Below are 23964 nucleotides of genomic sequence, written 5' to 3' on the forward strand. Positions count from 1 at the left end.
GTTCAGTCTTTGGAGCGACGTGCGTCCATTTGGACGCACAAAACACGCCCCAAGACTTTGAATTGCGCATCGTGCTTTCCGAAATCGATTCCGATTTCGGGCCGATGCGACGGCTATAAGGACAGGACATGGATGCGCGCAACGACATGCTGAGGCTCTTGCACGGCCGCAGGGCAGGCTATTCGCTCGAGCAGCCCTTCTATACCGATGCTGATTTCTTCAAGCTCGACATGGAGCTGATCTGGTATCGCGACTGGCTGTTCATCGGCCACGATTGCGAGTTGCCGAAGCCGGGCAGCTACATCACTGCCCAGATAGGCGACTATCCGGTCGTGCTGGTCCGCGACCAGCAAGGCAGGATCAATGCCTTCCACAATTCCTGCCGGCATCGCGGCAGCCGCGTCTGCAACGCCGACAAAGGCACGGCGGCGAAGCTCGTCTGCCCCTATCACCAGTGGACCTACGAGCTGGATGGCCGGCTTTTGTTCGCAAGGCAGATGGCGGACGGCTTCGACAAGAGCCAGTTCAGCCTGAAGCCGGTGGCTTGCGAAAGCGTTGGCGGCTACATCTTCATCTGCTTGGCCAAGGAGCCCGCCGATTTCGCGCCGATGCGCGCCATGATCGAGCCTTACCTCCTGCCGCACCGGCTGCGCGACGCAAAAATCGCCTTCGAATCGACCATCGTCGAGAAGGGCAACTGGAAGCTCGTCTGGGAAAACAACCGCGAGTGCTACCATTGCGCCGGCAACCACCCGGAACTGTGCAAGACATTCCCGGAAGCGCCGACCGTGACTGGCGTGCAGGGAGCCGATAGCGATCCGGAGATGCTCGCGCACTGGGCGAAATGCGAGGCGGCGGGCTTGCCGAGCAAGTTCCGCATCGATCCGGCCGGGCAATATCGTGCCACCCGCGCGCCGCTGCTGCGCGATGCCGTCAGCTACACGATGACGGGAAGACGCGCGGTGAAGAAGAACCTTTCCGACAGCGTTTCGACCGAGCGCATCGGCTCGCTGCTGCTCTATCACTATCCGACGACCTGGAACCACATCCTCGGCGACCATGCCGTCACCTTCCGCGTGCTGCCGATCAGCGCCACGGAAACGGCCGTCACCACCAAATGGCTCGTCCACAAGGACGCGGTCGAAGGCGTCGATTACGATCTCGCCGAACTCACCCATGTCTGGACCGAGACCAACGATCAGGACCGCCGCATCGTCGAGGAAAACGCCTTCGGCATCCTGTCGCCGGCCTATGAGCCCGGCCCCTATTCTGAACTGCATGAGGGCGGCGTCATCCAGTTCGTCGAATGGTACGCCTCCTTCATCGGGCCGCGCCTTGCCGAAGACGGCCGGCCGGCGTTGCGCAGCGTCGCCTGAGAAAGGTCAAGGGTATGAATGCGATGACGGATCTCGGGCTCTACCGCCATCTCGACGAGATGGCGCCCTGGAACGACAGGCTTCAGGTGCTGGAAGTGATCGGCGTCAGCGACGAGGCGCCTGACGTGAAGACCTTCACCTTCCGCTCCGACAACCAGACCTGGTTCCGCTACAGACCGGGGCAGTTCGTGACGCTGGAACTGCCGACCACTGAGGGCCCGCTGATGCGGACCTATACGCTGTCGTCCTCGCCGTCGCGGCCTTTCTCGATCGCGGTGACGGTGAAAGCGCAGGCCGGCAGCCTCGGCACACGCTGGATGTTCGACAATCTAAAACCCGGCGTTCACGTGAAAGCCTATGGACCGACCGGCGACTTTTCGCTGCACAGCCACCCCGCGGCCAAGTATCTGTTCATTTCGGCCGGCTCCGGCGTGACGCCGATGATGTCAATGCTGCGCTGGCTGAACGACTGCGCGCCATGGACAGATGTCGGCTTCGTCAACTGCGCACGAAAGCCCGAGGAGATCATCTTCCGCAAGGAGCTCGAACTGCTTGGCAGCCGCATGCCGGGCCTAACGCTTGGCTTCATGATCGAGGAGCGCTCCAGCCGCGAGGGCTGGTTCGGCCATATGGGCCGGATCGACGCGATACGGCTGCCGCTGCTGGCGCCCGATTTTCGCGAGCGCGAAATTTTCTGCTGTGGTCCCGACCCGTTCATGCGCGCCGTGCGGCAGATGCTTGAGGCGGCCGGATTCGACATGGCCAACTATCATCAGGAGAGCTTTGCGGCCCCAGTGGTGGAGGAAATACTGGCCCCGTTCACATCACCGGCAAAGGGTGGGCCGGCAGAGGGCGGGGTCGAGACACCTGCCGAGGCCGCAACGCCGATCCGCTTTTCGCTTTCGGATGTCGATGCCGACTGCGTTGCCGGCCAGACCGTGCTGCAGACGGCGCGCGCTTCGGGCGTGCGCATCCCAGCGGCTTGCGAGTTCGGCCTGTGTGGAACCTGCAAGGTGAAAAAGGTCTCGGGCACAGTCGAGATGAGCCACAATGGCGGCATCCTCGATCACGAGATCGACGACGGCTTCATCCTTGCCTGCTGTTCGAAGCCACTGACGGCGCTCGAAATCGACGCCTGACCGGCGAGGCGGCTAAGGCGCGTCGCGTTTGGCCGGCCTTATGCGACGCGCTTTACGTTGTCGTTTTCTATGCATGTCGTAATCGCAAAACCGCTGCACACTTTTGCGCGACATGCATTAAACCCCGTAACGCTCGGTGCGGATGAGGCCTGCCGGAACGCCGGCATCGATCAGCGCCTGAGCGGCGGCCGACACGAAGGCATTCGAGCCGCAGACAAAGGCGAACCTGGGCGGCGCGGGCAGCCGCACCATCGATTGCTCTATCATCGCGGCATCGACCCGCCGCGAATAGTCCGCTGGGCGCCGGGCGGCCTCGCGGGTCAGCGTCAGCACCAGATCGAAGCCGTCGCGACGATCGTTGAGGCCGATCAACTCGTCGCGAAAGATCACCTCGTCCCAGACCCGTGCGGAAAACACCAGTGCCACGGGCACCGCCGATCTGCGCGCCGCGCGATGGCGGATCATCGCCATCAGCGGAACCACGCCGGACCCGCCGCCGACCAGCAGAAGCGGTCCGCCGTCGCCGTCGTACCAGACGAAGTGGCCGCCGAGCGGTCCGCGCAATTCGACCTCGTCGCCAACAGCCGCGATATCGTGGAAGAACGGCGAGACCTCGCCATCATCGAGCCTTTCGATCGCCAGTTCGATCATCTCGCCGGCTTCCGGCCCCGAGGCGATCGAGTAGGAGCGACGCGCCTGATAGCCGTCCGGCGCCGTCAGCCTGACATCGACATGTTGCCCGGCTTGATGGGCAAAGGGTCGCGACAGCTTGAAGAAGAAACTGGTGACGCGCGGCGTACGCTTTTCGATGCGTCGGATGGTGACGGTCTGCCAGGGCGACTGCGCCGCCGGCCCGTCGCTCATGGATCGCCCGTATAGCGCTGCTCGCGCCACGGGTCGCCATAGATGTGATAGCCGCGCAACTCCCAGAACCCGGGCTCGTCGCGCTCGGTGAACTGCAGCCCGTTCAGCCATTTGGCCGATTTCCAGAAATAGAGATGCGGAACCAGCAGCCGCGCCGGGCCGCCATGGTCCGGCGTGATCGGCTTGCCTTCGTAAAGCAGCGCCACCATCGCCTTGCCGGCGGTGAGATCCTTCGTCGGCACGTTGGTGGTGTAGCCGTCGAAGGACAGCGCCAGAGTGAAGGGGCTCAGTGGCTCAATGCCGGCATCCGCCAGAATATCGTCGACCAGCACGCCCTGCCACGCTGTGTCGAACTTGGTCCATGCGGTCACGCAATGGATGTCGCGGGTCATCTTGGTCAACGGCAGCGCGTTGAACTCTGTCCAACTCCACTTCTTGACCGGCCGCGGCCCGTGCTTGAGCGTGAACGACCACTCCTCGGTGCGCACGCGCGGCGTCGGCCCGGCCGACAGCACCGGGAACCCTTGCTCGAGATACTGCCCCGGCGGAATGCGCGCATCCGCATCCGTCGGGGGCTTTCGTCCTGAAGAGAAGCCGCGGGTGACCATCGAAACATCCGTGTGCATCAGGCCATCTGTCGGCCTTCACCAGTCTTCTCGAAGATGCTCTGGCGGGCAACCAGAATCTTGGCCGCGACCTCGCGGCAATGCGCCGCCTCAGCCATTAGCGAAGGGCACGGCGACGAACATCTGCGCGTCGCCGCGTTCGACGAGCAGGAGCACGGACTTTTTGCCAGCCTTTCCGGCCTGCGCGATCGCCTGGTCTGCCTGCCTGGCGTCCCGCACCGTCGCCTGATTGACGGCGACGATGATGTCGCCGGGCTGGATACCGGAAGCCGAGGCCGGCTTGTCGGGATTGACACTCTCAACCAGCGCGCCGCGTTGGTTGGGCGCCAGGTTCAACGCCTGTCGGACATCCGGGGTGACGTCCATCAGACCGAGGCCGATCGCAGGCGCACGAAGGCCCGGCTGTGCGGACGGTGCCTCTGGTCCGCCGCCCACCGATGCCGTCTGCACATCGTCTCCATTGCGCCCGACATCGACGGAAATTTCGACAGTCTTCCCTTTGCGCCAGATATCGAGCGTTTCCGTGGCGCCCGGCGAGACGTCGGCAACGGCACGCGAAAGGTCCCTTGGGATGCTTGATCTGCTGACCGGCGAAGCTGGTGACGACGTCGCCGGTCTCGATCCCGGCTTTTGCCGCCGGCGAGCCGTCAGTAACCGCGGAAACCAGCGCACCACTGGGTTGATCGAGGCCGACAGCGCTCGCCATATCGGGCGTCACCGGCTGAATCTGGACGCCGAGATAGCCGTATTGAATGGAGCCACCCTTCATCAGCTTGGCGACCACCTTTTGCGCCTGGTCCGACGGGATGGCGAAGCCGACGCCGACGCTGCCGCCATTCGGCGAAAAGATTGCCGTGTTGATGCCGACGACGTTGCCGCTCACATCCATCAGCGGACCGCCTGAATTGCCGTGGTTGATCGGTGCGTCGATCTGAATGAAATCGTCAAACGGCCCGCTGTGCAGATCGCGGCCGCGCGCCGAGACGATGCCGGATGTAACCGTGGTGCCGAGGCCGAACGGGTTGCCGAAAGCGAGCACCTGGTCGCCCGGCATGAGCTTGTCGGAGTCGCCCCATTTGACGGTCGGCAAAGTCTTGTCGGATTTGATCTTGAGGACGGCGAGGTCGTTCTTGGCGTCGCGACCAACCAGCTCGGCGGGAAGTTCGGTGCCGTCGTCGAGAGTGACCTTGATCGACGTGGCGCCGTCGATGACGTGATTGTTGGTGACGATGGTGCCATCGGCGGCGACGATGAAGCCGGAACCGAGCGCCTCTGCGCGGGGCGCCTGCTGCGGCGGCGGTGTCCGGGCAGTCCCTGGTCGCCGAAGAACTGGCGGAAATAGTCGTCGAAGGGTGAGTTGTCGCCGAACGGAGCAGCGTCGCTCATGGTCTCCGACTGTGCCTTCATGACAGTGGTGATTGTCACCACTGCCGGTTTATCGGCCGCCACGATCGGGGCAAACGATCCATTGGGCACCGTCATCCCGGTGACGGGAGGGGTCACTGTTTCTGCCAGAGCGCCATTCAGTCTGGGGGCGAGGGGCACGATGAAAGGGCTGACAATCAGTGCGGCGCCCAGCAGGCGGCGACGCGATGTCTGCGAAGAATGTCGATGGGTGACATGGCCGTTGTCCGGGCGAGAAATTGGTCGGGCACCGTGGCGTTCCGGTTGGGAATCGCCCATTCGGCGTGTCGAGGGTCGTCTTGCCTGTCTCGCCTGGCAGGCAGCCGACCGGATCGACAGCCCCCGCATCTAGGGCGGCGATTGCGGTTACCAGATGATATTACGAAGATTTAATTTATCGGGTCGGTGTCACCCGCTCGCCAGATGCATGGCTGGGGTCGAACCCTTGATGAAGTGGAGTAGCGCCGACCTGAAACAAACAACCCGCCTTGCGGCGGGTTGTTTGCGCGATCAGCACCATGCGGAAATCGATAACATAGTTGCCGGCACAAAGCAAGAACAAATTGCCGACAGGGATCACGAGCTCGCATGTCTTCCCGGCTCTGTCCTGCCGGCCATCGAAGCCTCTTATGCGCCGATCCCGTCTGTCCGCCTGAGATAGCCGTTGGCGATCTCGCGCAGCCGTTTGGCGTCGAAGCTCGGGCCGTGGCCGCCATGACCGATGCGGATCGGCAGATCGAGCAGCCGCTGCATCGTCCGGCGATAGGCTGATCGGTCGGAGTCCGGCAGGTTGTCGATCAGCATCGCGTCGTAGATGGCGTCGCCGGCGAAGAACAGGCCGTCGGCCTCGTCGAACAACGCGATCGAATCGGGCGAATGGCCGGGCAGATGCAGCACGCGGAACAGCCGGTCACCGAGATCGACCGTGTCGCCCTCGTCAAGTGTTCGCGTCAGCGACGCCGGCGGAATCTTGTAATCGGCGGCTTTCCAGCCGGGCGCCGGCAGCTTCGAGACGGCGCCGTCGAGATCGTGGAACATGTGCGCGTAGGTGACGGCGTCATCCATGCTGTTGAAATACGCGGCGCTGTGTCTCGGCCCGGCCCGCAGCGGGAATTCGTGCAGCGAGCCGACATGGTCGAGATGGATATGGGTGGCGACGACGAGCAGCGGCTTGCCCGCCGGCGTGTCGATCTCCGGCGCCAGCGGGCGGATGCCCATGCCGGTGTCGACAAGCAGGTCGATGTCGCGGCCGCGAAGATGCCAGATGTTGGCGCGCACGAAATCATGCACGAACGGCTCGGTCAGCATGGTTGTAACCGCGTCGACCTTCGTCTTGCTGAACCAGTCAAGCATCACAAGATTTCCGGCATCAGAAGAGGGCCGGCATCAGACGAACGGTTTTCCAACCTTGTATTTTTCTGGAACCAGTCGCTTCAGATAGGCCATGCCTGCATCGGAGAGCTGGTTGACCTCCGGCAGCATGAAATCAGCGGGCATGTGGCGGGTCTTGCCGGCGACGTTTTTCAGCGGCACCTTCTTCAGCACGGTTTTCTTGCCGTCATATTGCAGCGCCACCGAGCCGCCGCCCTGTTCGGCGACAGCGACGGCAAAAACGCCGGCGTCGAAAGCTTCCTGCGCATCGACGGCGTTGATGGCGCCGACATAGCCGCGCGGCATGTAGCCGAGCGCATCGACACGCGCCCGCTTGCCCGGCAATCCTTCGGCTAGCGCGCGCTCGAGGGCGGCCGGCAGGTCGCTGCCCGACAGCTTGACGTTGCCGTGCGCATCGCGCTCCAGTTTCTCCGGCGGGACTAGGCTTTCGACCAGTGCCTTGCCGTCGGCGGTGCTGACGCCTTCGGACACGGCAACGATGCAGCGCTTGTGGCGGTCGAGCGTGGCGCGCACGTCGTCGATGAAGGCCGCAGCCGAGAACGGCCGCTCCGGCACATAGACGAGATGCGGGCCGCTGTCGGGGGCAAGCTGCCATGCGGCAGCGGCGGCGGTGAGGAAGCCGGCATGCCGCCCCATGACGATGCCGACATAGATACCCGGCAGAGCCCGGAAGTCGAGGTCGACCGAGAGGAAGGCGCCGGCGACGAACTCGGCTGCCGAAATGAAGCCGGGCGTGTGGTCGTTCTCCTCGAGATCGTTGTCGATGGTTTTCGGCGCATGGACGAAAGCTATCTTGCCGCCGGCGGCATCGGTCAGGATCTGCTGCGTGCCCGACGTATCGTTGCCGCCGATATAGATGAACGCGTCGGCGCCGGCCTTCTTCAGACCATTGAGGATGATCTCGCAATAGGCGTCATCCGGCTTGTCGCGCGTCGAGCCAAGCGCGGCGCTCGGCGTTGCCCCAATCAGCCGCAGCCGATCCTCTGGAATCGCTGAGAGATCGATATAGTTGCCGTCACGAATACCGCGCACGCCATGGATCGAGCCCAGGACCTTAGCGCCGGGATGCCGCTTGCGGATTTCGAGCGCAGCGCCCACCATCGTCTGGTTGATAACGGCGGTCGGACCGCCGCCTTGCGCGATCACAAAAGTTCCGGACATGCTTCACGTCTCCCGAGCAGTGGCTTTGCAGGCACATTCGCCTGTCTTGCGAGATCACGCAACGGGAGAGTCGAGCGGCCGCGCCGGCCCCGCTATCAGATCACACGACGACCGGGAGGGTCAGACGACGACGACCGGGTTCTTCCTGGAGACGCGGCTGTAGAGGTCGATGATGTCCTGGTTGATCAGGCGAACGCAGCCCGACGACATCGCCTGGCCGATGCTCCACCATTCGGGCGAACCATGGATGCGGTAGCCGGTGTCGTGGCCGTTCTGGTAGATGTACAGCGCGCGCGCGCCGAGCGGGTTGTCGAGGCCGCCGGGTTGCCCGGCCCGCCATTTCACCAGTTCCGGCTTGCGGGCGATCATCTCGGCCGGCGGCGTCCAGGTCGGCCATTCCTTGCCGTACTGAATATTGGCGCGGCCGGACCAGCGGAAGCCTTCCTTGCCGATGCCGACGCCGTAGCGGATCGCGTCACCGCCGGGCTGCACTAGGTAGAGCAGCCGCTCCTGCGAATGGACGACGATGGTGCCGGGCTGCTCGCCGGTCGGGTCGACGACGATCTGGCGACGGAACTCCGGCTTGACTTTGAGGTAGGGCACTTCCGGCAGCGTGAAGCCGCCGTCGGTGACGGAGGCATACATCACATCGGGACTGGTGATGTTCTTGTCGACGCTGATGCTCGGGCGGATGGGGGTGATCGCGCCGGTGGTGACGCCGTCGAGTTGCAGCGCCGACAAATCGAGCGTTTGGCTGCAGCCGGCGATGCCGAGCAGCGCCAGCGCACCGGCGCCGGACAACACTGCGCGGCGGGAAAGCTGGATTTCGGAAATTTCGATTTCGATTTCGTCGCCATTGTACGGCGGCGTCAGCCCTTGCGGCAACTCACGCATCTACCCAAACCCTACGCTGTCGGCGGGAAACACGGTCCGGCCGGATAGAGTGTATTTTCACCAATCATGGTTGAAAAAGCGTGAAGACTTCTTACCCTGCCTTAACCTCCCGGCCGAGCCGTCGCGCCGCACATTTTCGATGCTGCCCCTTTACATCTTTGCGAGCCCAAGGATTTATCCTTTTCTTTGAGCTCAAGGAGACGAACATGTCCTTCGAAAACTGGGCCGCCTTTGCCGCCGCCTCGACGATCCTTCTTGTCATTCCCGGCCCGACCATCCTTCTGGTCGTGTCCTATGCTCTCGGCCAGGGCTGGCGCACCGCGCTGCCGATGGCGGTCGGCGTGGCGCTCGGCGACTTCACGGCGATGACGCTGTCGATGCTGGGCATCGGCGCGCTGCTGGCGGCGTCGGCCACCGTATTCATGCTGCTGAAGGTGATCGGCGCCGGTTATCTGATCTATCTCGGCGTAAAGCTGTTTCGCGCCGGTGGCACGCTCAAGGCCGAGCCGCGCCTAGACGCGGTGTCGTCGGCCAAGATGATGGCGCATGCCTGGCTGGTCACCGCGCTCAACCCGAAAAGCATCACCTTCTTCGTCGCCTTCCTGCCGCAGTTCCTCGACCGGCACGCCGACTTCTGGACGCAGATGCTGATCTTTGAAACGACCTTCCTGGTGCTCGCCTTCGCCAATGCCTTCGGCTACGCGTTGATCGCGGCAAGGGCGCGCAACGTCGTGCGTAATCCCCTGGCGATCCGCATCTTCAACCGCACCGGCGGCACGCTGCTGGTCGGCGCCGGCATCGCCACGGTGGCGATGCGCTCGGGCAATTGAGGACATGACATGGCAGTCAGGGATGCATTCGGCCTGACATTTTCGGGTGCGACCGAGGCCGGGTTCTCGTCCTACAGCCAGGCTGTCCGCGAACTGCAATGCTTCATCGGCGATCCGGTCGGCTCGGTCGATCGCGCCATCGCCGAGGATCCCGGCTTCGTCATGGCGCATGTGTTCAAGGGCTATCTCTTCGGCCTCGCCACCGAGCGTGAGGCGACAGCCGTGGCCAGGACTTGCTATGAGGCGTCGCTACCGCTTGCGGCGACGCCGCGTGAGCAGGCGCATGTCGCTGCACTCGGCCGTCTTGCCGCAGGAGGTTGGCATCAAGCCGCCCGTCTGCTCGAGGATATCGCCATCGAGTTTCCGCTCGATGCGCTGGCGCTGCAGACCGGGCACCAGATCGATTTCTTCACCGGCAATGCCCGCATGCTGCGCGACCGCATCGGCCGCGCGCTGCCGTCGTGGCAAAGCGGCATGCCGGGATACCACGCCATACTTGGCATGCAGGCGTTCGGGCTGGAGGAAATGGGCGACTATGCGCGCGCCGAAAAGCTTGGCCGCATGGCAGTCGACATCGAGCCGCGCGACGGCTGGGCACAGCACGCCGTCGCCCACGTCATGGAAATGCAGAGCCGGCAAAAGGACGGCATCGCTTGGATGCGAGCCAACCCCGAAGCTTGGACGAAGGAAAGCTTCCTGCAAGTGCACAATTGGTGGCATCTGGCGCTGTTTCACTACGATCTCGGCGAGACCGAACAGGTGCTGGCGCTCTATGACGGGCCGATCTACGGCGAGCGCTCGACGCTGGCGCTCAACATGGTCGACGCTTCGGCGATCCTGTGGCGGCTGCATCTCGGCGGCGTCGATGTCGGCCCCCGCTGGGCGGCGCTCGCCGCCAACTGGACCAAAGCCAGCGCCGGCAACTATGCCTTCAACGATGCCCATGCGATGATGGCCTTCGTCGGCGCCGGCCAAGAAGCGCCGGTTCGCGCCTTGCTCGAGGCGCAGAGCGAGGCCCTGCACGGCAACGACGACAACGCCGCCTTCACCCGCGATGTCGGCCATCCCTTGACGCTCGCCATCAAGGCATTCGGCGACGGCAATTATGCCGAGACGCTACGCCTGATCCGGCCAATCCGGGCGATCGCCCACCGGTTCGGGGGCAGCCACGCGCAACGCGACGTCATCGACCTGACGCTGATCGAAGCGGCGTTGCGTTCCGGCGATCATGCGCTGGCAACGGCGCTTGCCGCGGAACGCGCGCTGGCGCGGCCGGACAGTCTGCTGTCGGCGCTGTTCTCGCGGCGCGCCGCCGATTTGTCGGAGAATTGACCGGAGGCGGATCTTGTCTTAAAAACTGCGAAGTCATATTTTTTCGAGATCCGAAAAAATTAATGGCAGTGGGAGGACACCATGTATCTCGGCCTCGATCTTGGCACGTCGGGCGTCAAGGCGCTTTTGATCGATGCCGGGCAGACTGTCATCGGCTCTGGCCATGCTTCACTCGACGTGTCGCGGCCGCATCCCGGCTGGTCCGAGCAGAACCCCGCCGACTGGATCCGCGCCTGCGAGGAAGCAATTGCCGAGCTCAACGCCTCGTATGCAGGACAACTCGCCGCCGTGAAGGGCATCGGCCTTTCCGGCCAGATGCACGGCGCCACCTTGCTCGACGCCGGCGACCAGGTGCTGCGCCCCTGCATCCTGTGGAACGATACGCGCAGCCATGCCGAGGCGGCCAAGCTCGACGCCGACCCGCGCTTTCGCAATCTGACCGGCAACATTGTCTTCCCCGGTTTCACCGCGCCAAAGCTGGTCTGGGTGAAAAACAACGAGCCGGATGTTTTCGCCAAAGTGGCAAAAGTCTTGCTGCCGAAGGATTTCCTGCGGCTCTGGCTCACCGGCGAACATATTTCGGAAATGTCGGACTCGGCAGGCACGTCCTGGCTCGATGTCGGCAAGCGAGGCTGGTCATCCGACCTGCTTTCCGCCACGTCGCTTGACCAGAAGCAGATGCCGTCGCTGGTCGAAGGCACTGAGAAGGCCGGCGCCCTGCGCAGCGAACTGGCCTCGAAATGGGGAATGCAGGCCGGCATCCCGATCGCCGGCGGCGCCGGCGACAATGCGGCGTCGGCCTGCGGCATGGGCACGGTCGCAGCCGGCCAGGCCTTCGTCTCGCTTGGCACGTCAGGCGTGCTGTTTGCCGCCAACGCCGCCTATCTGCCAAACCCGGAAAGCGCGGTGCATACGTTCTGCCACGCGCTGCCCGACACCTGGCACCAGATGGGCGTCATCCTGTCGGCGACCGATTCGCTCAACTGGCTGTCGGAGATATCAGGGAAAGGCGCCGGCGAGCTGACCGCCGAACTCGGCGATACGCTGAAGGCGCCGACCGGCGTGTCCTTCCTGCCATATCTCTCCGGCGAGCGTACGCCACACAATGACTCGGCCATCCGCGGCGCGTTCACCGGGCTTGCGCATGAATCGAGCCGCGCTGTGCTGACCCAGGCGGTAGTCGAAGGTGTGGCTTTCGCCTTCCGCGACAGTCTCGAGGCTTTGGCCACGGCCGGCACGACGCTGACGCGGGTGACGGCGATCGGCGGCGGCTCGCGCTCGCGCTATTGGCTGAAGGCAATCGCCACCGCCCTCGGCCTGCCCGTCGACATCCCGGCCGATGGCGATTTCGGCGCTGCCTTCGGTGCGGCGCGACTCGGCATGATCGCGGCGACGGGCGCCGATCCGCTCAGAGTGTGCACGGCGCCGGCCACCGATGCCACTATCGAGCCGGTCGCCGCACTAAGCAATGCCTATGCGGATGCCTATCAGCGCTACCGCTTGCTTTACCCAGCCATCAAGGCCGCCACGGCGTGAGTGGTTTCCCACCCCCGCCGAGGCCTGAGATGACCTCACTGTGCCGGAACCTTGTCGAGAAAGCCGGTGACGCTCTTCAGGCGGCCATTCTCGATGACGCCGATGTCGGTGCCTTCGATGACGGAATCCGTGCCTTCCGGCCCGAGATTCCACGAGAAGCGGATCGTGTCGCCAAATCCGTCCGGCTTGCCCTTCAACGAAAACCGGAAGCCGGCAAAACGCTGCTGGACGCCTTCGATCAGTGCGTCGACGCCGTCATGGCCGTCGCCCTGCATGATCGGATCGCGGTAGCTGACGTCCTCGGTGAAGGCCGCCTTGAGCAAGGCTTGCCGGCGCACGGCGTCGCTCTCGTTCCAGGCAGTGATGTAGTTTTCGGCGATCGTGTTGAGGTCGGTCATGGTCTGTCTCCTTTGTTGAGGGGCTTTGACATGACCGTTTTCATCCAACGCCAACGCGAAACCAATTACGCCTGAGGTAATCAGGATAGAACCATGCGAGAGGACAGACAATCATGACCAGCGGCTTTTTCGGCGACATCCAGAAGATCAAATATGAGGGGCCGGATTCGACCAATCCGCTGGCCTACCGGTTCTACAATCCCGACGAAATTGTCGCCGGCAAGCGGCTGGAAGACCATCTGCGCTTTGCCGTCGCCTACTGGCATTCATTCGCCTGGCCGGGCGGCGATCCGTTCGGCGGCCAGACCTTTGAGCGGCCATGGTTCGCCAAGGCCGGCGGCACCGACACGATGGAGCTGGCCAAGCTCAAGGCCGATGTCGCCTTCGACATGTTTGCGCTACTCGGTGCCCCCTACTTCTGCTTCCACGATGCCGATGTGCGGCCGGAAGGAAAAGATTTTTCCGAAAGTGCCGCGCACCTCGATGAGATCGCCGATTACTTTGCGTCGAAGATGAAGCAGACTGGGGTCAAGCTGCTTTGGGGCACGGCCAACCTGTTCTCCAACCGCCGCTTCATGGCGGGTGCCGCCACCAATCCCGATCCGGATGTGTTTGCCTATGCGGCAGCGACGGTGAAACACTGCATCGATGTCACCAAGCGGCTGAAGGGCGAGAACTATGTGCTGTGGGGCGGCCGCGAGGGCTATGAGACGCTGCTCAACACCGACCTTGCCCGCGAACAGGAACAGGCCGGCCGCTTCCTCAACCTGGTCGTCGATTACAAGCACCGCATCGGCTTCAAGGGCACCATTCTGATCGAGCCGAAGCCGCAGGAGCCGACAAAACACCAGTACGACTATGACGTCGCCACGGTCTACGGCTTCCTGAAACGCTTCGGGCTGGAGAAGGAGGTCAAGCTCAACATCGAGCAGGGCCATGCCATCCTGGCCGGCCATTCCTTCGAGCATGAACTGGCGTTGGCCAGTGCGCTCGGCATCTTCGGCTCTATCGACATGAACCGCAACGACTACCAGTCGGGCTGGGACACCGACCAGTTCCCCAACAATGTGCCGGAGATGGCGCTGGCCTATTACCAGGTCCTGCAGGCTGGCGGCTTCAAGTCCGGCGGCACCAATTTCGACGCCAAGTTGCGGCGCCAGTCGCTCGACCCGCAGGATCTGCTGATTGGCCATATCGGCGGCATGGATTGCTGTGCACGCGGCCTCAAGGCTGCGGCGCGCATGGTCGAGGACAAGGCGCTATCGGGACCGCTGGCCGAGCGCTATGCCGGCTGGAACTCGGCCGAGGCCAAGGCGATGCTTGCCGGCAAGAGGACGCTGGAGGAGATCACCGAACGCGTCGTCAAGAAGAAGATCGAGCCGCAGCCGAGATCCGGCCGCCAGGAACTGCTCGAGAATATCGTCAACCGGTATGTCTGAGGTGTCGCACCGGCGGGTCTCTTGACCGACCCGCCGTCCGGAACAGCTTTGCGCGGGGACGGAACTGACGACAAGGTTTTGCCTCGCACCGCCCCTCAATCGCCTCGCTCTTGCCTTCAAACAGCCGTCACGAATCTCGTATATGTGGTCCGTGGCGGGAACAGAAAGAAGGAGGCGAAACGATATGCAGCACGAACGCGAAATCGACGCCCTGCTCTCATCTGGCGAGGCCGGATCGATCATCGACCGGCTGATGGCGCTGCCGCATCCGAAGCACGGTGCGCGCAGTGCAAACGAATGGGATCGCGCGGTCGCCAGCCGCTTTGAGACCCATCTTGCGAGACAGATGCGCTCGCACATCGACGGCAAAAGCGACCGCCAGGACGCTGCCTAATCCCGACTATCCCTTACGCAGCCTGACCGGCGCTTCGCCGAAAGCTCTTGAAAACGCCCTGGAAAATGCCGCGGCGGACGAGAATCCTGTTCGCCCGGCAATATCGGCCATGGCCACCCGCGTGTCGATCACCAGCCGGCGCGCGGCACCCAGCCGCAGCCTGAGATAATAGGCGCCCGGCGTCTCGCCGATCGACTTGCGAAAGATGCTCTCCAGCGTTCGCGCCGTCACCCCGGCGCGCTTTGCCACCGCGGCAATGGTCAAGGGCTGGTCGACATGGGCTTCCATCAGCCGGATGGCTTGCGCCAGCCTGGGATCGTAGCCGTCGAGTCGGCCGAGCGAGACAAGCGGCTGCGCGTCGGTCGCGGCGCGCGCCTGATCGTAGATGAAGACACTTGCCACATCGAGCGCGACAGCCATGCCGAGCCGCGTGCGGATCAGATGCAGCATCAGGTCGAAGGTCGGCGAAGCGCCGCCCGAGGTGAAGACCGGCCCGTCGATGACATAGCGGTCGGGGCGCACATCGACGCCTGGAAAGGCCGACGAAAAATCTTCCATGTCCTCCCAATGCGTGGTGGCGCTGCGTCCTTCCAGCAGGCCGGCGCGCGCCACCAGCCAGGTGCCGGCTTCGACACCGCCGCAGGCGCGTGCGGCGCGCGCCGCCCGGCGCAGGCCGGCAAGCAGAGCCGATGTGGCATAGTTCTGCGTACCGAAACCGGCGACGACGACAAGCATATCGGTTATATCCGCCGCATCGAAACGGCCACTGACCGCAACCGGCAGGCCGCATGTGGTGACCGGCGCTTCGCCGGTCACCGAAACCAGCCTGAAATCGAACAGCGTCTCGCCGGCAATACGGTTGGCGGCGCGCAGCGGATCGACCGCCGATGCCACGCACATGATCGACGACCCGGAAAATATCAGAAGAGTTACCTTGAGCGGCGAGCGTTCGGCGCGAAAGATCGAAGGCTTTTCGTTTTTCATCATCCGATCTTCGTAAAACGCAAAACAGTTTCCGGCAAGTCAGGCATTGTTGCCGTCTGTTCGATCAGGCCCATGTTTGATTTGGCCGTCTGTGCTGGTTGGGAGGAAAGTCCATGCCGCTAACGATGAACCGTGAGGTTTTCATTACCTGTGCCGTGACCGGGTCCGGCAGCTCGCAGGACCGTAGCCCGCATGTGCCCCGTTCGCCCAAGCAGATTGCCGATTCGGCCATCGATGCGGCAAAAGCGGGTGCGGCGATCGTCCACTGCCATGTGCGCGACCCCGAAACCGGCAAGCCACGGCGCGACGTGCAGCTCTATCGCGAAGTAACCGAGCGCATCCGTGCTGCAGATGTCGACGTGGTGCTGAACCTGACCGCCGGCATGGGCGGCGACATGGTGTTCGGTTCGCCGGAGAATCCGCTACCGCTCAACGAGAAAGGCACCGATATGGGCGGCGCGACCAACCGCGTGGAGCATGTGCGCCAATGCCTGCCGGAAATCTGCACGCTCGACTGCGGGACGATGAATTTCGCCGAAGCCGACTATGTCATGACCAATACGCCCGGCATGCTGCGCGCCATGGGCGGCATGATGACGGCGCTCGGCGTCAAGCCGGAGATCGAGGCCTTCGACACCGGGCATCTCTGGTTTGCCAAGCAGCTCGTCGAGGAAAAGGTGCTGGATCCGGATGCTCTCGTGCAATTGTGCATGGGCGTGCCATGGGGCGCGCCCGATGATCTCAACACCTTCATGGCGATGGTCAACAATGTGCCGTCGAGCTGGAATTGGTCGGCCTTCTCCATCGGCCGCAACCAGATGGCCTATGCCGCCGCCGCGGTGCTGGCCGGCGGCAATGTCCGCGTCGGGCTCGAGGATAATCTCTGGCTCGACAAGGGCGTGCTGGCGACCAATGCGCAGCTGGTCGAGCGGGCGGTCAGCATCGTGTCGAACATGGGCGCAAGGGTCATCGGCCCGGACGAGGTGCGCAAGAAGCTCAATTTGACGAAGCGCGCGCCGCTTTGAACAGGGAATCGGTAGGGAGGAGCCGCCGATGAAGACCGTGAAATTCACCGCCATGAAGGACGGCGACCGCGACGACTACGCGTTCCTCACCGAGCACGAGATCGACTATGCGGCGAAGACCGGTGAACGGCTGCTTGATGCGCTTGTCCAGCTCGACGAAGGCTTGTCCGGCTACAAGATCACCCGGCTCGGCCATTCGCTCCAGGCGGCGACGCGCGCATGGCGCGACGGCGCCGACACCGACTGGATGGCCTGCGCGCTGCTGCACGACATCGGCGACATCTACGCACCCTACAATCACGACGAATATGCAGCTTCGATCCTAAAACCCTTCGTGCGCGAGCAGTGCACCTGGGTGGTGGAAAAGCACGGTGACTTCCAGCGCCTCTATTACGCCCACCATCTCGGCGGCAATCCCCATGCCCGCGACCGTTTCGCCGGCCATCTTTATTTCGACGACTGCGACCAGTTCTGCGAGCGCTGGGACCAGTCGAGCTTCGATCCGGATTACGAGACGCTGCCGATCGATTTCTTCCGGCCCATCGTGCTCGAAGTGTTTGCGCGCAGGGCCTATGACCCCACCGTGATCCGCGCCGGCGAGCGCGTGCCTCTCATCGATCTGGAAATAGCCAGGACAAGAACCGGAGCCTCCGCATGAGCATCATCACCAAGGCAGCTGCAATCGGCGGCGGCGTCATCGGCGCCGGCTGGGTAGCGCGGCTGCTCTTGAATGGCATCGACGTGTCGATTTTCGATCCCGACCCGGAAGCTTCGCGCAAGGTCGGCGAAGTGATGAAAGGCGCGCGCCGCGCCTACAAACAGATGCTGCCCGACGGCCTCCCAAAAGAGGGCAAACTGACCTTTGCCAAGACCATCGCCGATGCCGTCGCCGATGCCGATTTCATCCAGGAAAGCGTACCGGAACGGCTCGAACTGAAACACCGCGTGCTGGCCGAGATCGACCTTTATGCGCCGGCCAACGCCATCGTCGGCTCCTCGACCTCCGGCATCAAGCCGACCGACATGCAGGTGGCGATGAAGAAGCATCCGGAGCGGCTGGTCGTCGGCCATCCGTTCAACCCGGTCTACCTCCTGCCGCTGGTCGAGATCGTCGGCGGCGAACAGACCTTTCCCGAGGCGATCGAAGTCGCCAAGGAGATGTACGCCTCGATCGGCATGAAGCCGGTGGTGATCCGCAAGGAGATCGAGGCTTTCGTCGGCGACCGCCTGCTGGAGGCGGCATGGCGCGAGGCGCTGTGGCTGATCAAGGATGGCATCTGCACGGTCGAGGAACTCGACGACATCATGCGCTATGGCTTCGGCCTGCGCTGGGCGCAGATGGGCATGTTCCAGGTCTATCGCGTCGCCGGCGGCGAGGCCGGCATGCGCCATTTCATGGCGCAGTTCGGGCCGTGCCTGAAATGGCCATGGACCAAGCTGATGGATGTGCCGGAGTTCAACGACGAACTGGTCGACCTGATCGCCACCCAGTCGGACGACCAGGCGCATGGCCTGTCGATCCGTGAGCTCGAAAAGATCCGCGACGACAATCTGGTGGCCATCATGGAGGCGCTGTCGAAGCAGAACAAAGGCAAGGGCTGGGGCGCCGGCGCCTTGCACAAGGACTATACCAAGCAGCTCGCCAAGCTTGCGGCGAAGAAGCCCACCGCTTCCAAGGCGGCCGAAAAAGCCAAGGCTGAAAAGCCGAAGAAAAAGAAGAAAGGCTAATACTATGGAATTTGGCCTCTCCGAAGAACAGAAACTGATCGTCGAGACGACGCGCGCCTTCGTCGAGAATGAGCTCTACCCGCATGAGCGCGAAGTCGAGCGCACCGGCGTGCTGCGCCGTGAGCTGATCGAGGAGATCAAGGCCAAGGCAATCGAAGCCGGTCTCTATGCCGCCAACATGCCGACGGAAGTCGGCGGCGCCGGGCTCGACACGGTGACCTGGCTGCTTTACGAAAAAGAGCTCGGCCGTGCCAATTACGCGCTGCACTGGACCTGCGTGGCGCGGCCTTCCAACATCCTGTTGGCCGGCACGCCGGAGCAGCGCGAGAAATACCTTTATCCCTGCATTCGCGGCGACAAATGGGACTGCCTGGCGATGACCGAGCCGGGTGCCGGCTCCGACCTGCGCGGCATGAAGGCGACCGCCGTGCAGGACGGCGACGACTGGCTGCTGAACGGCACCAAGCATTTCATCAGCCATGCCGACCTTGCCGATTTTGCCATCGTCTTCATGGCCTCGGGCGAAGAGGAGACGCCGCGCGGCAAACGCAAGAAGATCACCGCCTTTTTCGTCGACAAGGGCACCAAGGGTTTCACGGTGCGCGACGGCTATCGCAACGTCTCGCATCGCGGCTACACCAACGCCATCCTCGAATTCGACGATTGCCGCTTGCCCGGAGCCCAAGTGCTCGGCGAGGTCCACAAGGGCTTCGACGTCGCCAATTCATGGCTTGGCGCAACCCGCCTGCAGGTCGGCGCCACCTGTCTCGGCCGGGCCGAGCGGGCGCTTGGCCATGCCGTCGAATACGCCGCGCAGCGGCAGCAATTCGGCCAGCAGATCGGCAAGTTCCAGGGCGTATCGTTCAAGCTCGCCGACATGGCGACCGAACTGAAGGCGGCCGACCTGATGGTGTTCGAAGCCGGCTGGAAGTACGATCAGGGCACCGTCACTGATCAGGACATGGCCATGGCCAAGTTGAAGGCCACCGAAATGCTTGCCTTCGTCGCCGATGAAGCAATCCAGATCCATGGCGGCATGGGGCTGATGGACGACCTGCCGCTGGAGCGCATCTGGCGCGACGCCCGCGTCGAGCGCATCTGGGAAGGCACCTCGGAAATCCAGCGCCACATTATCTCGCGGGCGCTGTTGCGCCCGTTCGGGGGCTGATCGATGCACAAACTTGAGCGCCTTTTGCGCCCGCGAACGATTGCCGTCTTCGGCGGCGCGCAGGCTGCCGCCGTCGTCGCGCAGTCGATCAAGATGGGCTTTGCCGGCGAGATCTGGCCGGTGCACCCGACCAAGGAGGAGGTCGCCGGCCGCAAGGCCTATCGCTCGGTGGCCGACCTGCCTGCAGCGCCGGACGCTGCCTTTGTCGGCGTCAACCGGCATTTGACCATAGAAGTGGTCAAGGCGTTGGCCGAGCGCGGTGCCGGCGGCGCCGTCTGCTTTGCCGCCGGCTTTCTCGAGACCGAGGCCTATGACGAGGACGGCGAGCGGCTGCAGGCCGAACTAGTCGCAGCGGCCGGCCAGATGCCGATCATCGGGCCGAACTGCTACGGCCTGATCAATTATGCCGACGGCGCGCTTTTATGGCCCGACCAGCATGGCGGCATCAGGCTGGCCGAGGGTGGCCGCGGGGTCGCCATCATCACCCAATCGTCGAACATCGCCATCAACATGACTATGCAGAAGCGCGGCCTGCCGATCGCCTTTCTGATGACCGCCGGCAACCAGGCACAGACCGGCCTTTCCGAAATGGCGCTCGGCCTGATCGAGGACGATCGCGTCACTTCGCTCGGCCTGCATATCGAGGCCTTCGATTCAGTAGCCGGCTTCGAAAGGCTGGCCGCGCGGGCGCGAGAGCTGAAGAAACCGATCATCGCCATGAAGGTCGGCCGCTCCGAGCAGGCGCGGCAAGCGACCGTCTCGCATACCGCGTCGCTGGCCGGCTCGGACGCTGCCTCGGGCGCCTTCCTGAAGCGGCTCGGCATCGCCCGCGTCGATTCCATCCCTGCCTTCATCGAGGCGCTCAAGCTGCTGCACGTCACCGGTCCCCTGCCCGGCTACCGGCTGTCGTCGATGAGCTGTTCGGGCGGCGAAGCGTCTGTCATGGCCGACAGCGCAGAAGGCCGCTGGGTGAATTTCCCGGCGCTGACCGACACGCATCGCGCCCACGTCAAATCGACGCTCGGGCCGCTGGTTGCGGTGGCCAACCCGCTCGACTACCACACCTTCATCTGGAACAACGAGCCGGCGATGACCGCCACCTTCACCGCCATGGTGTCGGGCGGCTTCGACCTCAACATGCTGGTGCTCGATTTCCCGCGCCCCGACCGATGCTCCGATACCGACTGGTGGACGACGCTGCGCGCCTTCGAATCGGCGCTGACGTCCAACAAGGCGCAGGGCGCAATCGTCTCCTCGCTGCCGGAGAACCTGCCCGAGGAATACACCGCCGGGCTGATGGCACGCGGCATGGTGCCGTTGTTCGGCATTTCCGAGGCAATGGACGCCGCCCAGGCGGCCGCCTTCATCGGCTGGGCCTGGCGCGAGCCGCAGGCGCAGCCGATCGACACCTCCGCGTCAGGTGCGCCGGCCAGCGACCATGTCACGCCTGACGAGGCCGAGGCGAAAGCGCGGCTGATCGAGGCCGGGCTTCCCGTGCCGAGGGGCGAACGCGCCGGCAATGCGGTCGACGCGGTGATCTCCTCGATGGCGCTCGGTTTTCCGGTTGCGCTGAAGGCTTTGGGCGTCACTCACAAATCCGAGCTCGGCGCGGTGCGGCTTAACCTCAGGGATGCCGAATCCGTCAGCACCGCCGCCCATGATCTCTATGCGCTCGGCACCGGCCTCTATGTCGAGCGCATGGTGCGCGACGGCGTCGCCGAACTGCTCGTCGGCTTCACCCGCGACCCGATGTTCGGCGCGGTTATGACGCTCGGCACCGGTGGTGTGCTGGTCGAACTGCTGCGCGACAGCGTCACGCTGATGCTGCCGGCGACACGCGACGACATCGAGGCGGCATTGCGCGGGCTCAAATTGTTCCCGCTGCTCGAAGGCTATCGCGGCCGGCCCAAGGCCGATGTCGCGGCCGCCATCGATGCGATATCAGGCATCGCCGCCTTCGTGCAGGAAAATGCCGGCGAGATCGAGGAACTCGACATCAATCCGCTGATCGTCAGCGCGCAAGGCAAAGGCGCCTGGATCGCCGACGCGCTGCTGGTGCTTGGAGAGAAAAAGAATGTCTGACGTCATCACCACCCGCCGCGAGGGCACCATTCTCGAAGTCACGCTCGACCGGCCCAAGGCCAATGCCATCGACCTGAAGACCTCGCGCCTGATGGGCGAAACGTTCAAGGCGTTCCGCGACGATCCGGGTCTGCGGGTCGCCATTGTCACGACCGCCGGCGATAAGTTCTTCTGCGCCGGCTGGGATCTGAAGGCCGCGGCCGGCGGCGATGCGGTCGACGGCGACTATGGCGTTGGCGGGTTCGGCGGGCTGCAGGAATTGCGCGACCTCAACAAGCCGGTCATCGCCTGCGTCAACGGCATGGCGGTCGGCGGCGGTTTCGAGCTGGCGCTATCCTGCGACCTCATCTACGCGTCGGATCATTCCTCCTTTGCGCTGCCCGAAATCCGTGCCGGCACTTTGGCTGACGCAGCGACGATCAAGCTGCCGAAGCGCATTCCCTATCACGTCGCCATGGATCTTTTGCTCACCGGCCGCTGGATGGATGTCGCCGAGGCGCATCGCTGGGGCCTGGTCAACGAGGTGCTGCCCAAGGACAGGCTCGAAGACCGCGTCTGGGAGATCGCACGGCTGCTGGCCGACGGTCCGCCGCTGGTCTTTGCCGCGATCAAGGAGACGGCGCGGATCGCCGAATCGCTCACCTTCCAGGACGCGATGAACCGGGTGACGCGCCGCCAATTGCCGACGGTTGACGCACTGTACGGCTCGGAGGACAATCTCGAGGGCTTTCGCGCCTTTGCCGAAAAGCGAGACCCGGTGTGGAAGGGAAAATGATCCTGCGGAGATGATGGCTTTTCTTCCCACCCCCCTCTGGCCTGCCGGGCATCTCCCCCTCAAGGGGGGAGATTGGCAGCTTCGGCCCATTCACCCTTCCTGCCGCGCTGGAGATTGGCGAAAGCCGATGCGACATCCGATCTCCCCCCTTGAGGGGGAGATGGCCGGCAGGACAGAGGGGGGTGCCCAGGCGGATTCGTTACGATCCGTTCAGTTCCCATGACCGACTACAAAAAGCTGATCGACGCCGAGACCTGGGCCTTCATCGAGCGGACCAATTCCTATTATCCACCGGATACGATCGACTACACGATCGACCAGCAGCGCGAAATCTACGACCGCATGTGCCGCGAGTTCTCTGCCGGCTATCCGCAAGGGGTTACGGCGGAAACCACCGCCATTGTCACGCCCTCGCATCCGATCCCGATCCGCATCTATCGGACCCCGGCGCCGGAAGCGGCGGCGATGGTGCTTTATTTCCACGGCGGCGGTTTTATTCTCGGCGGGCTCGACAGCCATGACGATATCTGCGCCGAGCTTTGCGGCCGCACCGGCTATGAAGTGGTTTCGGTCGACTACCGGCTGGCGCCGGAACATCTTCATCCGGCCGCCTTCGACGATGCCATCAGCGCCTTCGAATGGGCGGCGACGACTTACAAGCGCCCGATCCTGCTTTGCGGCGACAGCGCCGGCGGCAATCTCGCCGCTGCGGTCAGCCACGCAACACGCGGCCATGCGCGAAGGCCGATCGGCCAGGTACTGATCTATCCCGGCCTTGGCGGCGACCGCACGCAGGGTTCTTACGTGACCCATGCCGAGGCGCCGATGCTGACAGTGCGCGACCTCGATTTCTACACGAATATCAGGACCGGCGGCAAAGACCGCACCGGAGATCTCACGCTGTCGCCGCTGGCCGACGCCGATTCTGCCAATCTGCCGCCCACCGTGCTGATCACCGCACAATGCGACCCGCTCTCGTCGGACGGCGAGGCCTATCGCGACCGCGTCTTTGCGGCAGACGGCCACGCCTTCTGGTTCGAAGAGCCGGGGCTGGTACATGGCTATCTCAGAGCCCGGCATACGGTCGGCCGCGCCCGCTCGAGCTTTACCCGGATCGTCGACGCGGTAGCGGTTCTGGGACGCGGCGAGTGGATCTGGTAAAGGGGTCTAGCCCATCCCGCGTGACGCCGCGCGGCCGGCGCTGCGGCCCGGAAAAGATGCAGCCGCCGAGAAACGTGCCTTCCAGCGCCGCGTACCATGAGCGAATCGACGAGGAAGATGCCGCCGAGCGACTGGACCGGCTCCTGGTCGACGACGACGATCTTCTTGCCGGCCTCGGCCAGTTCCGCCGCGGCGACGAGGCCGGCAAGGCCGGCGTCGACAATGATCACATCGGCATCGTCAGCCATTCTCTCCT

General features: G+C 63.8%; 21 protein-coding genes and 2 pseudogenes. 14 read left to right on the forward strand and 9 right to left on the reverse strand.

The genetic code is table 11. The annotated features are described in order from the left end of the window. Positions 1–128 precede the first annotated feature (128 nt). Together CIT31_RS03140 and CIT31_RS03145 are read left to right on the forward strand one after the other, a co-directional pair. On the forward strand, positions 129–1376 hold the full coding sequence (locus CIT31_RS03140) for an aromatic ring-hydroxylating oxygenase subunit alpha (protein WP_095517409.1): 1248 nt from the start codon (positions 129–131) through the stop codon (positions 1374–1376). A gap of 23 nt (positions 1377–1399) precedes the next feature. Further along, complete coding sequence (locus CIT31_RS03145) at positions 1400–2515, forward strand: FAD-binding oxidoreductase (protein ID WP_095517705.1); 1116 nt, start codon at positions 1400–1402, stop codon at positions 2513–2515. Between the two features lie 117 nt (positions 2516–2632). Here CIT31_RS03145 and CIT31_RS03150 read toward each other — a convergent pair whose 3' ends face one another. From CIT31_RS03150 to CIT31_RS03175, 6 genes and pseudogenes are all read right to left on the reverse strand, one after another. Then, on the reverse strand, positions 2633–3379 hold the full coding sequence (locus CIT31_RS03150) for an FAD-binding oxidoreductase (RefSeq protein WP_095517410.1): 747 nt from the start codon (positions 3377–3379) through the stop codon (positions 2633–2635). Next, the gene (locus CIT31_RS03155) at positions 3376–3987 is read right to left on the reverse strand and encodes a molybdopterin-dependent oxidoreductase (RefSeq protein WP_095517706.1); all 612 of its coding nucleotides are present in this window, start codon (positions 3985–3987) and stop codon (positions 3376–3378) included. Before CIT31_RS03155 ends, CIT31_RS03150 begins: the two co-directional genes overlap by 4 nt. A 108-nt stretch (positions 3988–4095) precedes the next feature. After that, positions 4096–5627, reverse strand: a pseudogene (locus tag CIT31_RS03160) (DegQ family serine endoprotease). 409 nt (positions 5628–6036) lie between these two features. After that, entirely contained in the window at positions 6037–6762 is a 726-nt protein-coding gene (locus CIT31_RS03165) for an MBL fold metallo-hydrolase (RefSeq protein ID WP_095517411.1), read from the reverse strand. A gap of 33 nt (positions 6763–6795) precedes the next feature. Beyond that, a complete protein-coding gene (locus CIT31_RS03170; RefSeq protein ID WP_095517412.1) occupies positions 6796–7962 on the reverse strand; it encodes a diphosphate--fructose-6-phosphate 1-phosphotransferase in 1167 nt (388 codons plus the stop codon). 120 nt (positions 7963–8082) lie between these two features. Further along, positions 8083–8856 (reverse strand): L,D-transpeptidase, encoded by a 774-nt coding sequence (locus CIT31_RS03175; protein ID WP_095517413.1) that lies wholly within the window; start codon positions 8854–8856, stop codon positions 8083–8085. Between the two features lie 206 nt (positions 8857–9062). Here CIT31_RS03175 and CIT31_RS03180 point away from each other — a divergent pair, with 206 nt between their 5' ends. The 3 genes from CIT31_RS03180 (at position 9063) to xylB (ending at position 12554) form a co-directional block, all read left to right on the forward strand. Beyond that, entirely contained in the window at positions 9063–9686 is a 624-nt protein-coding gene (locus tag CIT31_RS03180; protein WP_095517707.1) for a LysE family translocator, read from the forward strand. Positions 9687–9695: 9 nt separating this feature from the next. Beyond that, positions 9696–11018, forward strand: a complete 1323-nt coding sequence (locus CIT31_RS03185) for a tetratricopeptide repeat protein (RefSeq protein WP_095517414.1) — start codon at positions 9696–9698, stop codon at positions 11016–11018. A gap of 81 nt (positions 11019–11099) precedes the next feature. Continuing rightward, positions 11100–12554 (forward strand): xylulokinase, encoded by a 1455-nt coding sequence (gene xylB, locus CIT31_RS03190; protein ID WP_095517415.1) that lies wholly within the window; start codon positions 11100–11102, stop codon positions 12552–12554. Between the two features lie 35 nt (positions 12555–12589). On the opposite strand, the gene CIT31_RS03195 is transcribed toward xylB, so the two are convergent. Further along, positions 12590–12952: a nuclear transport factor 2 family protein gene (locus CIT31_RS03195; protein ID WP_095517416.1), complete on the reverse strand. Its 363-nt coding sequence runs from the start codon at positions 12950–12952 to the stop codon at positions 12590–12592. Positions 12953–13065: 113 nt separating this feature from the next. Between CIT31_RS03195 and xylA the strand changes: the two genes are divergently transcribed. Beyond that, the gene (gene xylA / locus CIT31_RS03200; protein ID WP_095517417.1) at positions 13066–14391 is read left to right on the forward strand and encodes a xylose isomerase; all 1326 of its coding nucleotides are present in this window, start codon (positions 13066–13068) and stop codon (positions 14389–14391) included. A 184-nt stretch (positions 14392–14575) separates the two neighbouring features. After that, positions 14576–14785, forward strand: coding sequence for a hypothetical protein (locus tag CIT31_RS03205; RefSeq protein ID WP_029347507.1), 210 nt, complete (start codon positions 14576–14578; stop codon positions 14783–14785). 6 nt (positions 14786–14791) lie between these two features. Here the strand turns inward: CIT31_RS03205 and CIT31_RS03210 are convergent, their stop codons facing one another. Continuing rightward, positions 14792–15772 carry a GlxA family transcriptional regulator gene (locus CIT31_RS03210; RefSeq protein WP_095517418.1) on the reverse strand — a complete coding sequence of 327 codons (981 nt, stop codon included), beginning with the start codon at positions 15770–15772 and terminating at the stop codon, positions 14792–14794. Positions 15773–15882: 110 nt separating this feature from the next. On the opposite strand from CIT31_RS03210, the gene bcoG reads away from it, so the two are divergent. From bcoG to CIT31_RS03250, 7 genes are all read left to right on the forward strand, one after another. After that, on the forward strand, positions 15883–16794 hold the full coding sequence (gene bcoG / locus CIT31_RS03215) for a 3-dehydrocarnitine:acetyl-CoA trimethylamine transferase BcoG (protein ID WP_029347504.1): 912 nt from the start codon (positions 15883–15885) through the stop codon (positions 16792–16794). A 28-nt stretch (positions 16795–16822) separates the two neighbouring features. After that, the gene (locus tag CIT31_RS03220; protein WP_095517419.1) at positions 16823–17452 is read left to right on the forward strand and encodes an HD domain-containing protein; all 630 of its coding nucleotides are present in this window, start codon (positions 16823–16825) and stop codon (positions 17450–17452) included. After that, on the forward strand, positions 17449–18522 hold the full coding sequence (locus tag CIT31_RS03225; RefSeq protein WP_095517420.1) for a 3-hydroxyacyl-CoA dehydrogenase NAD-binding domain-containing protein: 1074 nt from the start codon (positions 17449–17451) through the stop codon (positions 18520–18522). The genes CIT31_RS03220 and CIT31_RS03225 overlap by 4 nt, the downstream gene beginning before the upstream one ends. A 4-nt stretch (positions 18523–18526) precedes the next feature. Beyond that, the gene (locus CIT31_RS03230) at positions 18527–19690 is read left to right on the forward strand and encodes an acyl-CoA dehydrogenase family protein (RefSeq protein ID WP_095517421.1); all 1164 of its coding nucleotides are present in this window, start codon (positions 18527–18529) and stop codon (positions 19688–19690) included. Positions 19691–19693: 3 nt separating this feature from the next. Continuing rightward, positions 19694–21772 (forward strand): acetate--CoA ligase family protein, encoded by a 2079-nt coding sequence (locus CIT31_RS03235; protein WP_095517422.1) that lies wholly within the window; start codon positions 19694–19696, stop codon positions 21770–21772. Then, positions 21765–22547 (forward strand): carnitinyl-CoA dehydratase, encoded by a 783-nt coding sequence (locus CIT31_RS03240; RefSeq protein WP_029347500.1) that lies wholly within the window; start codon positions 21765–21767, stop codon positions 22545–22547. Before CIT31_RS03235 ends, CIT31_RS03240 begins: the two co-directional genes overlap by 8 nt. 219 nt (positions 22548–22766) lie before the next feature. Then, a complete protein-coding gene (locus CIT31_RS03250; protein ID WP_095517423.1) occupies positions 22767–23708 on the forward strand; it encodes an alpha/beta hydrolase in 942 nt (313 codons plus the stop codon). 53 nt (positions 23709–23761) lie between these two features. On the opposite strand, the pseudogene CIT31_RS35995 reads toward CIT31_RS03250, so the two are convergent. Continuing rightward, a pseudogene (locus tag CIT31_RS35995) lies at positions 23762–23956 on the reverse strand (FAD-binding protein); the annotation flags it as partial. Positions 23957–23964: the final 8 nt, after the last annotated feature.

It is taken from the genome of Mesorhizobium wenxiniae (assembly GCF_002284535.1).
GTDB lineage: Bacteria > Pseudomonadota > Alphaproteobacteria > Rhizobiales > Rhizobiaceae > Mesorhizobium > Mesorhizobium wenxiniae.

Coding starts and splice junctions, on each gene's coding strand:
- CIT31_RS03240 (WP_029347500.1), top strand. CDS start 21,765: ATGTCTGACGTCATCACCACCCGCCGCGAGGGCACCATTCTCGAAGTC.
- CIT31_RS03195 (WP_095517416.1), bottom strand. CDS start 12,952: ATGACCGACCTCAACACGATCGCCGAAAACTACATCACTGCCTGGAAC.
- CIT31_RS03225 (WP_095517420.1), top strand. CDS start 17,449: ATGAGCATCATCACCAAGGCAGCTGCAATCGGCGGCGGCGTCATCGGC.
- CIT31_RS03175 (WP_095517413.1), bottom strand. CDS start 8,856: ATGCGTGAGTTGCCGCAAGGGCTGACGCCGCCGTACAATGGCGACGAA.
- xylB (WP_095517415.1), top strand. CDS start 11,100: ATGTATCTCGGCCTCGATCTTGGCACGTCGGGCGTCAAGGCGCTTTTG.
- CIT31_RS03210 (WP_095517418.1), bottom strand. CDS start 15,772: ATGATGAAAAACGAAAAGCCTTCGATCTTTCGCGCCGAACGCTCGCCG.
- CIT31_RS03145 (WP_095517705.1), top strand. CDS start 1,400: ATGACGGATCTCGGGCTCTACCGCCATCTCGACGAGATGGCGCCCTGG.
- CIT31_RS03155 (WP_095517706.1), bottom strand. CDS start 3,987: ATGGTCACCCGCGGCTTCTCTTCAGGACGAAAGCCCCCGACGGATGCG.
- CIT31_RS03170 (WP_095517412.1), bottom strand. CDS start 7,962: ATGTCCGGAACTTTTGTGATCGCGCAAGGCGGCGGTCCGACCGCCGTT.
- CIT31_RS03150 (WP_095517410.1), bottom strand. CDS start 3,379: ATGAGCGACGGGCCGGCGGCGCAGTCGCCCTGGCAGACCGTCACCATC.
- bcoG (WP_029347504.1), top strand. CDS start 15,883: ATGCCGCTAACGATGAACCGTGAGGTTTTCATTACCTGTGCCGTGACC.
- CIT31_RS03185 (WP_095517414.1), top strand. CDS start 9,696: ATGGCAGTCAGGGATGCATTCGGCCTGACATTTTCGGGTGCGACCGAG.
- CIT31_RS03230 (WP_095517421.1), top strand. CDS start 18,527: ATGGAATTTGGCCTCTCCGAAGAACAGAAACTGATCGTCGAGACGACG.
- CIT31_RS03165 (WP_095517411.1), bottom strand. CDS start 6,762: ATGCTTGACTGGTTCAGCAAGACGAAGGTCGACGCGGTTACAACCATG.
- CIT31_RS03235 (WP_095517422.1), top strand. CDS start 19,694: ATGCACAAACTTGAGCGCCTTTTGCGCCCGCGAACGATTGCCGTCTTC.
- xylA (WP_095517417.1), top strand. CDS start 13,066: ATGACCAGCGGCTTTTTCGGCGACATCCAGAAGATCAAATATGAGGGG.
- CIT31_RS03220 (WP_095517419.1), top strand. CDS start 16,823: ATGAAGACCGTGAAATTCACCGCCATGAAGGACGGCGACCGCGACGAC.
- CIT31_RS03250 (WP_095517423.1), top strand. CDS start 22,767: ATGACCGACTACAAAAAGCTGATCGACGCCGAGACCTGGGCCTTCATC.
- CIT31_RS03205 (WP_029347507.1), top strand. CDS start 14,576: ATGCAGCACGAACGCGAAATCGACGCCCTGCTCTCATCTGGCGAGGCC.
- CIT31_RS03140 (WP_095517409.1), top strand. CDS start 129: ATGGATGCGCGCAACGACATGCTGAGGCTCTTGCACGGCCGCAGGGCA.
- CIT31_RS03180 (WP_095517707.1), top strand. CDS start 9,063: ATGTCCTTCGAAAACTGGGCCGCCTTTGCCGCCGCCTCGACGATCCTT.